This window comes from Shewanella electrodiphila (assembly GCF_023283985.1).
GTDB lineage: Bacteria > Pseudomonadota > Gammaproteobacteria > Enterobacterales > Shewanellaceae > Shewanella > Shewanella electrodiphila.
On record NZ_JAKIKU010000011.1, the window covers coordinates 122,644 to 136,210 of the forward strand.

General features: G+C 41.8%; 11 protein-coding genes and 1 pseudogene. 4 read left to right on the forward strand and 8 right to left on the reverse strand.

What is annotated here, in order from left to right:
- Positions 1–100: 100 nt before the first annotated feature.
- Positions 101–940: a DUF4437 domain-containing protein gene (locus L2737_RS17790; RefSeq protein WP_248956629.1), complete on the reverse strand. Its 840-nt coding sequence runs from the start codon at positions 938–940 to the stop codon at positions 101–103.
- Positions 941–1,248: 308 nt separating this feature from the next.
- The gene (locus L2737_RS17795) at positions 1,249–2,658 is read right to left on the reverse strand and encodes a cytochrome C biosynthesis protein (protein ID WP_428848406.1); all 1,410 of its coding nucleotides are present in this window, start codon (positions 2,656–2,658) and stop codon (positions 1,249–1,251) included.
- 425 nt (positions 2,659–3,083) lie between these two features.
- Here L2737_RS17795 and L2737_RS17800 point away from each other — a divergent pair, with 425 nt between their 5' ends.
- Together L2737_RS17800 and fieF are read left to right on the forward strand one after the other, a co-directional pair.
- Complete coding sequence (locus L2737_RS17800; RefSeq protein ID WP_248956631.1) at positions 3,084–3,587, forward strand: Spy/CpxP family protein refolding chaperone; 504 nt, start codon at positions 3,084–3,086, stop codon at positions 3,585–3,587.
- 65 nt (positions 3,588–3,652) lie between these two features.
- A complete protein-coding gene (gene fieF / locus L2737_RS17805) occupies positions 3,653–4,525 on the forward strand; it encodes a cation efflux pump FieF (protein WP_248956632.1) in 873 nt (290 codons plus the stop codon).
- Positions 4,526–4,651: 126 nt separating this feature from the next.
- On the opposite strand, the gene L2737_RS17810 is transcribed toward fieF, so the two are convergent.
- The 6 genes from L2737_RS17810 to typA form a co-directional block, all read right to left on the reverse strand.
- The gene (locus L2737_RS17810) at positions 4,652–5,164 is read right to left on the reverse strand and encodes a gluconokinase (RefSeq protein ID WP_248956633.1); all 513 of its coding nucleotides are present in this window, start codon (positions 5,162–5,164) and stop codon (positions 4,652–4,654) included.
- 108 nt (positions 5,165–5,272) lie between these two features.
- Complete coding sequence (glnG, locus tag L2737_RS17815) at positions 5,273–6,688, reverse strand: nitrogen regulation protein NR(I) (protein WP_102526768.1); 1,416 nt, start codon at positions 6,686–6,688, stop codon at positions 5,273–5,275.
- Between the two features lie 30 nt (positions 6,689–6,718).
- A complete protein-coding gene (glnL, locus tag L2737_RS17820) occupies positions 6,719–7,756 on the reverse strand; it encodes a nitrogen regulation protein NR(II) (RefSeq protein ID WP_248956634.1) in 1,038 nt (345 codons plus the stop codon).
- A gap of 135 nt (positions 7,757–7,891) precedes the next feature.
- On the reverse strand, positions 7,892–8,431 hold the full coding sequence (locus tag L2737_RS17825) for a DUF4124 domain-containing protein (protein WP_248956635.1): 540 nt from the start codon (positions 8,429–8,431) through the stop codon (positions 7,892–7,894).
- A 91-nt stretch (positions 8,432–8,522) separates the two neighbouring features.
- Positions 8,523–8,834, reverse strand: coding sequence for a pyrimidine/purine nucleoside phosphorylase (ppnP, locus tag L2737_RS17830; protein WP_102526770.1), 312 nt, complete (start codon positions 8,832–8,834; stop codon positions 8,523–8,525).
- 213 nt (positions 8,835–9,047) lie between these two features.
- Positions 9,048–10,859 carry a translational GTPase TypA gene (gene typA, locus L2737_RS17835; protein ID WP_248956636.1) on the reverse strand — a complete coding sequence of 604 codons (1,812 nt, stop codon included), beginning with the start codon at positions 10,857–10,859 and terminating at the stop codon, positions 9,048–9,050.
- 469 nt (positions 10,860–11,328) lie between these two features.
- Here typA and glnA point away from each other — a divergent pair, with 469 nt between their 5' ends.
- Together glnA and L2737_RS17845 are read left to right on the forward strand one after the other, a co-directional pair.
- Entirely contained in the window at positions 11,329–12,738 is a 1,410-nt protein-coding gene (glnA, locus tag L2737_RS17840; RefSeq protein ID WP_102526772.1) for a glutamate--ammonia ligase, read from the forward strand.
- Positions 12,739–13,088: 350 nt separating this feature from the next.
- Positions 13,089–13,567 (forward strand): annotated as a pseudogene (locus L2737_RS17845) (hypothetical protein); the annotation flags it as partial.

Here is a 13,567-nt window from a genome sequence, read left to right on the forward strand (position 1 = left end):
CATTTATTAACCACACTATATAACGAATGAGGAACCAAGGTTAGTAACATTGCACTCTTTTACAAATTGGTCAGTGCTACCTGAATGAGATAGAACCCCTCTACGGCTGAGTATTCAACTGGTATTTTCCATCAGTGCGGATATAAATTGTCGCGCCATTTTCTGCGGCTTCGATGTTATGTGAGAACTGACCCGTTGAGCCGAAGTAACTACCTGCATTAAGGGCTTTAGCGTTATCTGTTTCTGCTGACTGATATAGTAAATTTCCTGCAATCACTATACCGCGAAATTCCTCAGCATCGACGTCAATTTCTCCTTTGTAACCAGCGGGGATTTTGACCATAGTGCCGCCAAGTTGTCCATCGGCGTTACTGCCCCATAACGCAGTCATTTTCACATCATTGCCATTAATAAAGCTAACATCAGTTGGATTTAACCACACATGATTTGATTCATGAAGATTAATTGGCTTCTCTCCACTATCAAAATGCTGATCCGATGGTTTGACAAGATAAGGGCCGCTATCGATTTCTAAGAAAATCGTATTGGCTTCACCATTGGCTGACGTGATGTGGTTTTCGCCAGCGGGTTGAGTCCAAAATGAACCAGTAGGCATCCACATAATGGCAGCATCAGGGTCGTCATTATGCATTTGTCCCTTAATCACAATACCGCGATAGGTAATGTTATGAATGTGCGGTGGCGACGAGAAGCCTTTATTGAATTTAACCAGCATGCCAGTAGGCATATTTTTAGTGCGGTCGCCCCACAGGTTGGCTGCTCCTGGACTTTTATCACCACGAAGTGGGTTTAGATATCCCCATTGAATTTCACTGCTGCTAATGACTTCAGATTGGAGTTGAGCTGTTTTCGCTATCGCTTGTGTGGCTGAAAAGCTGCCTAAAATAGCAATAGAAATAACTAAAGGAGATAGGTTCATTATAAAAGCCCGCTAGTGGTGTTTAATCAAAACAATATTGATCAATTAATTCTAGTGAATAATTATAGTGAATAATTATAGTGAATAGATTTAAATCAGAAACAGGCTAAAGCTATAAACACTATCGTGTTATTTTTGATAATCGATCTTAGCAGTTGATTCTGTATTTTTGATGCTGACTAATTGGAAATGCCCTATTGGCAATGGCCTATGGAAATGACCAAGGCTATCATTTTTACAAAAAGCGAACCTGTTTCAGGTTCGCTTTTTTTGAAGGATTGAAAGACTGTTGCTTATAAATCCTTGGGTTATTTCTGCATAAAACGCTTAATTTTAACCACAATAAACGTCAATAGAATTGAGCCTGCAATTAATCCAACTGAGAACACCACGTTTTGCAGTGCCATAGGATTAATCACCAACATACTGCCTAAACCTAGCATCATAATGCCAGACATGAGTTTAAGCACTTCACCTTCTTTTTCGGTCAGCTTACGCTTACCTAAAGTCGCTGAGAATACGATAACAATAGTCGCCAGTGGAATAACATAAATTATGTTATAGGCGATTAAATACATATAGCGTTCAATAGTATCTAAGCCTGAAATCGACAATACGGAGGTGTAAATCATTGGAAAACCCGCAGTACACAATAACTCATAGGCATTAGCGAGGATTGCTAATATGGTTGAGCCAATGATCAGTGTTGGCAAGGAGCTGGTTTTAGACAGTTTCCCCATGCGCTTGATTAGGCTACCTCGATTTTCAACTGACATCGATAAGCTGACATCCCCTTTGCCATAGAAGAAGTCTTTAATATTGACCCCCGCAGCGACTAAAGCGAGTAAACCTGCACCTGTGATAATCCAGCCACCATCGCCACCGCCTAGTAGAATGAACAGGTTGAGCCATGCACTCATAAAGATGAAGTAAATAAAGCCTGAGAAAAACACAAAAATCCCGCCGACCAATAACATGCGCTTGCGACTGCCAGCATTCACCATAATGCTTAGTAAAAATAGCAAGACGAAAAAGGCGCAAGGGTTAAAGGCGTCAACACCAGCGAGCACCAATGTCAGTACAGGTAATGACATCTTTTCGGGTTGTACAGCACCAATTAATGGAATATCTACGGGTTGCACATGAGGCGTGTTATCAGCTTGATTAAAGTTTGAAGTACTGGTGTCTGGATCTAAGTCTAAACCACAGGTACTTGGGTTGTTTGGGTCAGAGTTATCAGAACAGGTTTCAAATAATGGCGAGTTAGCCGTTGATTTATCCTCGTAAAAGTCTGCCATTAAATCTTGGCTATTTTTTGCTGCATGAGCGTTACCGCCATTACGTTGGTAGCAAGCTTCTAAACGTTCAAGAATATATCGACCCGTTACGTCATGACTGTTATAGCCTAAAATCGCTTCGCCACAGACGGCAAAGTAGGGCACAGACTTAGGCTCAACGCCTGTGTGTTTGCCCATTTCCATTAACTTGTCGACATTACCTGGTTCACTGATGAGGTAGTCTTCAAGGTTTATCCAGCTGTAACGTTCTGCAAGAGCATCAATAAAAGGATGGGCTTCACGACAGTGTGGGCAAGTCGATGACCAGAAGAAATGTAAGTTTACCGAGGGTTCGGCGGTTGTTTTGTTGACCCAAATATCAGACTCATCTGCTTGGGCTAGGCCTGACACTGAAACTAACAGGCTAAATAAAATCATCATGCGGGTGAAAAACTTGCTCATCCATAACCTCAACTAATACACCTAAAAGAATTTACCAGAAGCTCAGTACCCTTGATGAAAGTGTGAGGGAAAACTGAGACTTCAATGTTATCTCTGATACAAAACATTACTGTTTGTTCAGTATGGAAATTATTCTTGTTTATATACGTGAACTGGCTCGCATATCTGCTTGATGAAATGAGTTTGTATCTGAATTTGAGATCTTTACATAGCTTTACCGACACATAACCCTTGCTGACATTGCATTCGCTAAACTAGCTTCATACCAAAAACGACTTCAAAGGATTTGTTAGTCAGCTTGGTATAGCAACACCAAATTCAGTTAGCGATGCGAGTTAACCCATGTGTTCAAGCGTCGTGACTTATTCACACAGAATGTATTAAGCAAACAAATAGGTGACATTATGAAATCACGTTTTACAGTAAAAAGCAGTTTAATCGCTCTTGTCGCTTCTTCTGCGTTATTAGCGGGCCAAGTATATGCAACGAGCACTGCAGAGACGACAGCTCAAACTGAGCAGACTCAACAAAAAGGTGAGCGCGGCGGTAAACACCACGGCAAGAGCATGCATAAGAGTGTGCGCAAAATGCTTCGCTCATTGGATTTAACCGAGACGCAGAAAACTGACGTTAAAGCAGTTTTTGAAAAGTACAAAGAAGATAAAGCTGACCGTCCATCTGCTGAAGAGCGTGCAGCACATAAAGCTGAAATGCTAGCGCTGATTAGCAATGCTAACTTCGACGATGCTCAAGCTGATGCCATTATTGATGCTAAGCAACTTAAGATGAAAGAAGGCATGAAAAACTTCATGAAAATGCAAAACGAAATCTATCAATTACTGACAGATGAGCAAAAAGAGAAGTTTGACTCACGTTTTACTAAAGTTAAAAGTAAAGGTCGTCGTTAATCGTTAACTGACTCAGCTATAATAGAGGTCATTACCTTGCTGATTAATGCGTGATCACCTCTATTATGACAAAAGATTCAGAGTACGATTTTTGGGTTAAACTAGCTAGTCGCGCTGCAGTGGCTACAGCCCTAATCCTAATCGTGATAAAGTTGCTCGCTTGGCTCTATTCAGGGTCAGCGAGTATGCTTGCATCATTAACCGACTCGTTTGCTGATGCATTAGCTTCCATCGTTAACTTCATTGCTATTCGCTATGCCATTTTACCCGCAGATGACGACCATCGTTACGGGCATGGTAAAGCCGAACCCCTTGCTTCTCTTGCCCAGTCTGCCTTCATTTTAGGTTCAGCATTTTTGTTAATGTTTTATGGTGGAGAGCGCCTATTTAATCCGGTGGAAGTTACCCATGCAGGTTTAGGTGTGGTGGTGTCGATTATTGCTTTAATCATGACATTTGCCTTGGTGCTGCTACAAAAGAAAGCCTTAGCTAAAACCAATAGCACGGTAGTTGAAGCCGACTCGTTACATTACAAGTCGGACTTATTCCTAAATGGTGCGGTGTTGTTAGCGTTAGTACTGGCACAGTATGGCTGGTGGTGGGCGGATGGCTTATTTGCGGTATTAATTGCTTTGTATATCGGTCATCAAGCTGTTGATTTAGGTTATCGCTCAATTCAGTCATTGCTTGATCGTGAGCTAGATGAAGAAACTCGTGAGCAGATTGTCGAGATTGCCAAACAAGATAAGCGTGTGCATGGCATTCATGATTTGCGCACCCGTAAGGCGGGTAAAACGACTTTTATTCAGTTCCATATTGAGCTTAAAGGATCGTTATTATTACGTGAGGCGCATGAAATTACTGATAAAACCGAACAACGACTGCGAGATGCTTTTGATAGTGCTGAAGTGATCATTCACCAAGACCCAATTAATTAGATTATTAAAGAGCATCATTTGAGTTAATGCGTCGCATCAAAATATAAAAATGCCGCCAACAATTGAATTTGCTGGCGGCATTTTTTCGGTATATGTTTTTCAATATACTCAATACATCAATCAGTATTAATAACCTAACTGACGAAATTGTTCAGTGGCTGCAGTGACAATATTTTCAATCGTATTATCGATATTGACGGTCACGACTAAGGCTTCTTGGCTGGGACTCTCTAAGGTCGAAAATTGACTATCAACCATGTTCTGTTTCATAAAGTGACCGCTTCTGGCCTGCATTCTTGCTAAGATAAGCTCGTAGCTGCCTTCTAAATACAGAAAGGCGACTTGTTGATTACCGTTTCGAATCGTATCACGGTATTGCTGCTTTAACGCCGAGCAGACAATAATGGCAGTTTCGTTTTTCGATTCGATGCTGTATGCGGCGACTCGAACACGTTCCAACCATGGTGCCCTGTCATCATCATTAAGAGGCTCGCCACGAGCCATTTTTTGAATATTGGCACGTGGGTGTAAGTCATCACCATCAATAAACTTGGCATTTAAGCGAGTTGCTAACTTTTCACCAACGGTGCTTTTACCACAGGCACATACACCCATCACAATAATGGTTCTACCGGTCATGTACTTTCCTTAAGTTAAGGATGTTCTATCTTCTATGTTCTGGGTTCTCAACTGTGATCCTTAATGCAGTATTGAGTATTGTTTTAAGTTTCAGTGAGTCTTTTGCAGTTAATCCATTTCTAGTTCTTTCAATTTACGCGTTAAGGTATTGCGTCCCCAGCCTAGGCGTTTTGCAGCTTCTTGTTTATGACCTTGAGTATGTTTAAGCGCTGTTTTTAATAGAATTCGCTCAAAGGCAGGTTGCACTTCGGTGAGTAAATCACTTTCACCAGCGGCCAGTTTTTCATCTATCCACTGGGTCAATGCGACTTGCCAATCAGATACGCCATTCACTCTCTCGCCAGCACTGACAGGATCTTTTAGTAATTCTGTTGGTAAGTCTTGTGGCAGGATTTCTTGTCCTGATGCCATAACGGTTAACCAGCGGCAGGTATTTTCAAGTTGTCTAACGTTGCCAGGCCAAGGCAATTGCTCAAGTTTGGTGGCAGTTTCTTTGGTGAGTATTTTCGGTTCTACGCCAATTTCTTTTGCCGCAGAGACTAAGAAGTGAGTTGCCAGTTGAGCAATATCTTCACGACGTTGTGAAAGCGGTGGCAGGTGGACTCGAATGACATTAAGGCGATGGAATAAATCTTCACGGAAATCGCCTTTTTGCACCAATAACTCTAAGTCTTGGTGTGTGGCGGCAATGATACGTACGTCCACTTGCACTGCGATATGGCCACCGACGCGATAGAATTGACCATCTGCAAGTACACGCAATAAGCGGGTTTGCACATCAAGGGGCATATCGCCAATTTCATCTAAGAATAAGGTACCACCGTTAGCTTGTTCAAAGCGTCCTTGGCGGACATTCGCAGCCCCAGTAAAGGCGCCTTTTTCATGTCCGAATAGTTCTGATTCAATTAAATCTTTCGGGATGGCAGCCATGTTTAATGCAATAAAAGGGCTGTCTTTTCTTGGGCTGTGTTTGTGTAGAGCGCCTGCAACCAGTTCTTTACCTGTACCCGATTGACCATTAATTAATACGCTAATTGATGAACGTGATAGGCGGCCGATAGCTCTGAATACTTCCTGCATCGATGGCGCTTCACCAATGATCTCCGGTGTTTTGACCACTTCTGGCTCTTCGCTTGGGACTGGCACTTGCTCCGTTGCATGGGTAAGTGCACGCTCAACCAGTGCGATGGCTTCATCAATATCAAATGGCTTCGGTAAATATTCAAATGCACCAGCTTGGTAAGCGCTGACGGCACTGTCTAAATCAGAATGGGCGGTCATGATGATGACTGGAATATGCGGGTAGTGCATTTGTAAGCGATCAAGCAATGTCAGTCCGTCGGTACCAGGCATACGAATATCCGACACAATCACGATTGGTTGTGAGATCTCTAATGCTTGCCACAGCGACTCGGCAGCGGCAAAACTGGCAGTGGATATTTTAGCCCCGAGTAGCGCTCTTTCTAATACCCAGCGAATTGAACTGTCGTCGTCGAGGATCCAAACTTGTTCGCTTATATTCATGTTACTTCCTCTATGGCCATCAATGGCATGTTATTGTAATGGCAGGATAATCGTAAATTCAGTGTGTCCTGGCGCCGATACACAATCGATTCGACCTCCATGTAGTCGAGCAATATTGTGTGCAATCGAAAGCCCTAATCCTGAGCCCTCTTCACGACCCGTTACCATAGGGTAAAATAGGGTATCTAATAGTTCGGCAGGGATCCCTGGACCGTTATCTAAGATGGATAATGCGAGTACCAGTTTATATCGCTGAGTCCCAATGGTGACCTGATGTTGAGTGCGACTTCGAATTAAGATTTCTCCACCTTCCACTTCTAATGCTTGAGCTGCGTTCTGTACAATATTAAGCACGGCTTGTTGCAGTTGGTCGGCATCCATACTCATATCTGGAATTGATGGGTCGTAATCGCGTGCGAGTTTGACCTTTTCAGGCAAAGCTAACTCGGTCAACTTTAAGACTTTCTCCACCACTTGATGAATATTATGTTCTGTATGCTGTGTAGGGCGCTGTGGCCCTAATAATTTATCCACCAAGTTACGCAATCTATCGGCTTGCTCAATAATCAGATCAGTAAACTCTTTTAACTCGGGTTCAGCTAATTCTCGCGACAACAATTGGGCTGCACCACGCAGGCCGCCTAATGGGTTTTTAATCTCATGGGCGAGATTGCGCACTAAAAACTGTGCAGCTTGTTGCTGTGCATCGAGGTTAAGTTGCTGGTGAATGCGATGTTGTTGATCGACCTGACGCAGTTCCAATAAACTGAGGTTATCTTCGCTTTCCATTGGGATTAAAGTGATATCGATAATATGGTGCACGCCATCTAAGGTGATGAGCGAGGCAGTATTGATGGTTATGCCCTGATTGGCATTAACTGAATCAATCAGTAATTGAATCTCAACTCCCATAGATTGATATAGCTCTGGGAGGCGCTGTTCCACTAGTTTGTTTGCACCAACACCAAGCAGCTGTTCTGCTGCCGCATTGGCATAGTGAGGCCGTAATTCGCTATCAATAACGAAAACTGCGGTAACTAAATGATTCAGCAGATTATTTGTGTCCATCAATTGTCCTGCATAATGAAGTTGCACCATCATGTTGCACCGATTTGGTGCGTTGTGCAACTTATTCTACATCGACAATCAATTTATAAACGCCTGAACAAATAATTTTTATCTATATGAAAACTATAAATTTTATTAAGTTCTAGGTGTTGGTCTAGGCTTATTTAGAATCGATGTCTGATGTAGAAATATCTTTCTAGCAGAACTAGATGCAAGGACTTTGCCGTTTTGGGTCAAAATCTTAACCACTAAATTATGTTCGCCGCGATTCACTTCGGTAACATTAAAAATAGCGCTAGATTGTGGTTGACCATACAGGATGTCGTCGATGTATAACGCGAGTAGGTAACCTTTTGGTAATTCTGGTGCTGCGCTGGCAACAACAGTGAAATTACCTTGGTTATTACGAATGGTTTCTTCTTGGGTTGGGTTAACGATACGGACACGGTAGGTGATAGGTTCAGCGCTTTTCTTCATCACTTCAGTTTCAGTCGGAATACTGACTGAAATACTATTTTGAGTGTTTGCGTTTAAATCAACAGCTTCAGCATTCTCTCTAGGTTCATCACTATAATGGACTTTACCGTTTTCATCGACCCAACGATAAACGGTTGCATGGCTGCTAGAGATGATAATACTGCATAAAATAAGGCTAATAATTAGGGGTAAGCGCATTTGGGGTTCCTTCACCTTGGGCTTTAATCACCTTAATACTAGCCTCTTTTTAACAAAAAATCAGCAATTACTGATGAACTGAATTTGCTAATTACTTGTACTGACAGCGATATTCGCTCACTTCTGATGTACGGATTTTGAAATTCACGTTGGCATCCAATTCAAAAAGATTACCCGCAGCAACTGTTGTCCATTCAGTGGCTTGAGGTAATAACACCTCAAATTGACCTGAGGTAATGTTCATTACTTCTGCTTGGGTGGTATCGAAATCATACTCTCCAGGCAATACGACGCCTAAGGTTTGATGACTGCCATCAGTGAAATGAATGGTGCGACTGATGACTTTGCCATCAAAATAAACATTCGCTTGGGTGGCGACATCGACCTGTGAAATAACGCTCATTGTGGTATTCCTTAATTAAATCATGCTAGTTTTATTTTATGGTGTGAATATAAATGCAAACAAGATGAATATAAAATAATAAAAGGTTATAGGCTAGACTGAATTGTAAAACGAGAAGTATTCGATTTAAATTTTTATAAATGAGTAATTTACAGGCAATAAAAAACCCGCCTAAGCGGGTTTTTTTAATCATTAGAAATGATGAGTAACGAATTACGAACGGTTGTGACGCTTACGTTCGTTTTCAGTTAAGTAACGCTTACGAACACGAACGTTCAGCGGAGTTACTTCTACTAACTCATCATCATCGATGAACTCAAGCGCTTGCTCAAGTGTCATATCGATATGTGGAGTCAGTACTTGTGCTTCATCAGTACCTGATGCACGCATGTTTGTAAGTTGCTTACCTTTCAAACAGTTAACTGTTAAGTCATTTGCTCGAGCGTGTAAACCAACTACTTGACCTTCATAAACTTCAGCGGCGTGAGTAATAAACAGACGACCACGTTCTTGAAGGTTAAACAATGCGAATGTCAGTGCTTTACCAGTTGCGTTAGAAATCAATACGCCACGAGCACGTTGACCGATATCGCCGCCTTTCACTGGACCGTAATGGTCAAATGAATGATAGATAAGACCAGTACCAGAAGTCGCTGTCATGAATTCAGTTTGGAAACCGATTAAGCCACGGCTAGGGATAACGAAATCGATACGTACACGACCTTTACCATCTAGCTGCATGTCACGCATGTCACCTTTACGAGTACCAAGCTTTTCGATAACACTACCTTGATGCTCTTCTTCAACATCAACAGTTAATGTTTCGTATGGCTCTGACAATACGCCATCGATTTCTTTTTCGATAACTTCTGGACGAGATACTGCTAACTCGTAACCTTCACGACGCATGTTTTCAATCAGAATCGATAAGTGAAGCTCACCACGACCTGATACGCGGAAACGATCCGGAGATTCAGTTTCTTCAACACGTAGTGCAACGTTGTGTACTAACTCTTGTTCAAGACGCTCAAGGATATTACGTGAAGTGACGTACTTACCTTCTTTACCAGCGAATGGAGAAGTGTTGACTTGGAAAGTCATTGTTAGTGTTGGTTCATCAACAGATAACGGAGGTAATGCTTCTACAGTAGTAGGCGCACAAACTGTGTCTGAAATTTGTAATTGACCAAGACCAGTAATAGCAATGATGTCACCAGCGTTTGCAACATCAACTTCGTGACGTTCTAGACCCATGTAACCTAATACTTGGCCCATTTTACCGTTACGTTTCTGACCATCAGCGCCAATAACAGTCACTTGTTGGTTAGTCTTGATGCTACCACGCTTAATACGACCAATACCGATAACACCCACGTATGAGTTGTAATCGATTTGAGAGATTTGCATTTGGAAGTCACCTTCCGCATCAGCATCAGGAGAAGATACTTTCTCAACGATGGTTTGGAAAAGTGGTGTCATGTCTTCGCTTGTTTCATCAGGATCTAATGTCGCGAAACCATTTAATGCAGAAGCATATACGATAGGGAAATCTAACTGTTCGTCAGTTGCACCTAAGTTGTCGAATAAGTCGAATACTTGGTCGATAACCCAATCAGGACGAGCACCAGGACGGTCAATCTTGTTGATAACAACGATTGGCTTAAGGCCCTGTGCGAATGCTTTTTTAGTTACGAAGCGAGTTTGTGGCATTGGGCCATCAACTGCGTCTACTAATAATAAAACAGAATCTACCATAGATAGAACACGTTCTACTTCACCACCGAAATCGGCGTGACCAGGAGTGTCTACGATGTTAATACGGTAGTCGTTCCATTTGATGGCTGTATTCTTAGCCAGAATGGTGATACCACGTTCTTTTTCAAGATCGTTAGAATCCATTACACGTTCTGTGGCTTCACCTCGACTTTCAAGGGTGCCAGACTGAGCCAAAAGCTTGTCTACCAGGGTCGTTTTGCCATGGTCGACGTGAGCAATAATGGCGATGTTACGTAAATTCTCTAACACGGATAAAACCTCTATACCATCAAATAAAAATAGGAGTTTATAGGACTAAATAAGTATAGCCACCATAAAAAAGCGTGCCATTCTACTCCAGCAAGGCTTGAGTAGATAGGATTATTTTTGAACACTTGCTTATTTATAAAAATTTAAGCTTTAAAGATAGAAGATAAAATTCAAAAAGGATCATATTGCCGCAATAAAGTGACGCTTTAATGAACTAGATCAATGATGGCGTTAAAACCAATGCACCGAAATGGACTTTTGCACCATTAGTGCGCATAGTGGTGCACCGAAGTTGTGCGTTATTAGTACCTTACGCGAGAGGGATATTTTTATTGTATTTTAAATCAATGCCTTATCTTTCTGGCATGAAAGTCGCTTATAACAAATCAAATTCGAAAGCAGACGTGATGTCTGACGAATAACAAGATTACATTAAGGGACAACCCTTTACCCTACCGGAGGCTTAAGAATGTCAGTTGAATCAATCCTAAAACAAATTGAAGAACTAGAAGTTAAGTTCGTAGATTTACGTTTTACAGACACTAAAGGTAAAGAGCAGCACGTCTCTATTCCTTCTCATCAAGTGAACGATGACTTTTTTGAAGATGGCAAAATGTTTGATGGTTCATCTATCAACGGTTGGAAAGGCATCAACGAATCTGACATGGTGTTAATGCCAGACCCTTCTTCTTTCTTATTAGATCCTTTCACTGAAGAAGTTACTGGTCTTATTCGTTGTGACATTTTAGAGCCAGCGACAATGACGGGTTACGAACGTGATCCACGTTCAATCGCTAAAAAAGCTGAAGAATACCTAAAGTCTACTGGTATTGCTGATACTGTATTAATTGGTCCAGAGCCAGAATTCTTCTTATTCGACGACGTTAAGTTTGGCACTGACATGTCAGGTACTTTCGTTAAAGTTGATGCGAAAGAAGCAGCATGGAACTCAGGTACAAGCTACGAAGACGGCAACACAGGTCACCGTCCATTCGTTAAAGGTGGTTACTTCCCAGTTGCACCAGTAGATTCATCACAAGACATTCGTAGTGCAATGTGTCTAATTCTTGAAGAATTAGGTCAAGTGGTTGAAGCGCATCACCACGAAGTTGCTACAGCTGGTCAAAACGAAATTGCTACACGTTTCAACACGCTTTCAAACAAAGCGGATGAAATCCAAATCATGAAGTATGTGGTTCATAACACGGCTCATGCATACGGTAAAACAGCGACATTCATGCCTAAGCCAATTGTTGGTGATAATGGTAGTGGTATGCACGTTCACCAATCTTTAGCTAAAGACGGTGTTAACTTATTCTCTGGCGACAAGTACGCTGGTTTAAGTGAACTCGCTCTTTACTACATCGGTGGTATCATCAAGCATGCTCGTGCATTGAACGCATTCACTAACCCAAGCACTAACTCTTACAAGCGTCTTGTTCCACATTTCGAAGCGCCTGTAATGCTTGCTTACTCAGCGCGTAACCGTAGTGCTTCAATCCGTATCCCAGTGGTACCAAGCCCGAAAGCACGTCGTATTGAAACACGTTTCCCAGATCCAACCGCTAACCCATACTTAGCATTCGCAGCGCTGCTTATGGCTGGTCTTGACGGTATCCAAAACAAGATTCACCCTGGTGAAGCAATGGATAAAGATTTATACGACCTACCTGCTGAAGAAGCAGCTGAGATCCCACAAGTTGCAACGTCTCTAGAGAATGCACTTGAGAACTTAGCAGCTGACCACGAATTCTTAACTAAAGGTGATGTATTCAGTAAAGACTTTATTGAATCTTACATAACTCTTAAAAATGAAGAATGTGAGCAAGTATCTCGTACTACTCACCCAATGGAATTCCAACTTTACTACTCTCTATAAGTAGAAGTTGTTTAACGCAGATGCAGTTTGATTAAGCTCATCAACCGTTAACGAAAAAGCCCTTACTGGTTTCAGTAAGGGCTTTTTTATTGCCTGAACATTCATCGTTTTATCCAACTCAACCAAGATGCTTCTGTATTTATAAACACAAACCCTCATTCTCAAATGGTATGTATCAATATGTATCAGATAACTTTTGGTTATGAGTGTTATAAAGATTAACAATTATTCACTTAACAATTGAGTCATTAATATACACCCCATAACAAGCGCTTACGAAGTCAGGTGACTTGTAATGCGACAAGATGGGACCACTCATCGTCATGATTCAAATTAATGAGAGAATACAAATGAAAGTTAAATTAATCGCCACTTTAGTCTCAGCTGCTTTAATGACAGCATGTTCATCAACCAGCTCAAGTGGAGGCCATTCTTCACCAGCGCCAGAATTACCAGTTTCTCCTGAAATGGTTAACCCAATTGAAGATAGCAAGCCAGGTCAGGGGCCTGAAGGTAATCCTACAACACCAGATTTGCCAGTTGCATCAAACCCAATTGAAGGTGCACCAACAACACCAGATTTGCCAATTGCATCAAACCCAATTGAAGGTGTACCAACAGCACCAGATTTGCCAATTGCATCAAACCCAATTGAAGGTGCACCAACAACACCAGATTTACCAGCGGATTTAATTCCAGACATGCCAACTCAAGGTGAGCATCAAATCATCCGTAATGGCGACACTGTTTACGTCCAAGACACTAACGGTGACAACGTGCTTACAATCACTAAGAATGACAACGATGAATTAGTTATTGTTGACTCTAA

What these genes read in the sequence shown, in the direction of transcription:
- ppnP (WP_102526770.1), bottom strand. Translation starts at nt 8,834, where the DNA reads ATGAGCGTTATTTCACAGGTCGATGTCGCCACCCAAGCGAATGTTTAT.
- L2737_RS17825 (WP_248956635.1), bottom strand. Translation starts at nt 8,431, where the DNA reads ATGCGCTTACCCCTAATTATTAGCCTTATTTTATGCAGTATTATCATC.
- glnL (WP_248956634.1), bottom strand. Translation starts at nt 7,756, where the DNA reads ATGGACACAAATAATCTGCTGAATCATTTAGTTACCGCAGTTTTCGTT.
- L2737_RS17795 (WP_428848406.1), bottom strand. Translation starts at nt 2,658, where the DNA reads ATGATGATTTTATTTAGCCTGTTAGTTTCAGTGTCAGGCCTAGCCCAA.
- L2737_RS17800 (WP_248956631.1), top strand. Translation starts at nt 3,084, where the DNA reads ATGAAATCACGTTTTACAGTAAAAAGCAGTTTAATCGCTCTTGTCGCT.
- glnG (WP_102526768.1), bottom strand. Translation starts at nt 6,688, where the DNA reads ATGAATATAAGCGAACAAGTTTGGATCCTCGACGACGACAGTTCAATT.
- fieF (WP_248956632.1), top strand. Translation starts at nt 3,653, where the DNA reads ATGACAAAAGATTCAGAGTACGATTTTTGGGTTAAACTAGCTAGTCGC.
- L2737_RS17790 (WP_248956629.1), bottom strand. Translation starts at nt 940, where the DNA reads ATGAACCTATCTCCTTTAGTTATTTCTATTGCTATTTTAGGCAGCTTT.
- L2737_RS17810 (WP_248956633.1), bottom strand. Translation starts at nt 5,164, where the DNA reads ATGACCGGTAGAACCATTATTGTGATGGGTGTATGTGCCTGTGGTAAA.
- glnA (WP_102526772.1), top strand. Translation starts at nt 11,329, where the DNA reads ATGTCAGTTGAATCAATCCTAAAACAAATTGAAGAACTAGAAGTTAAG.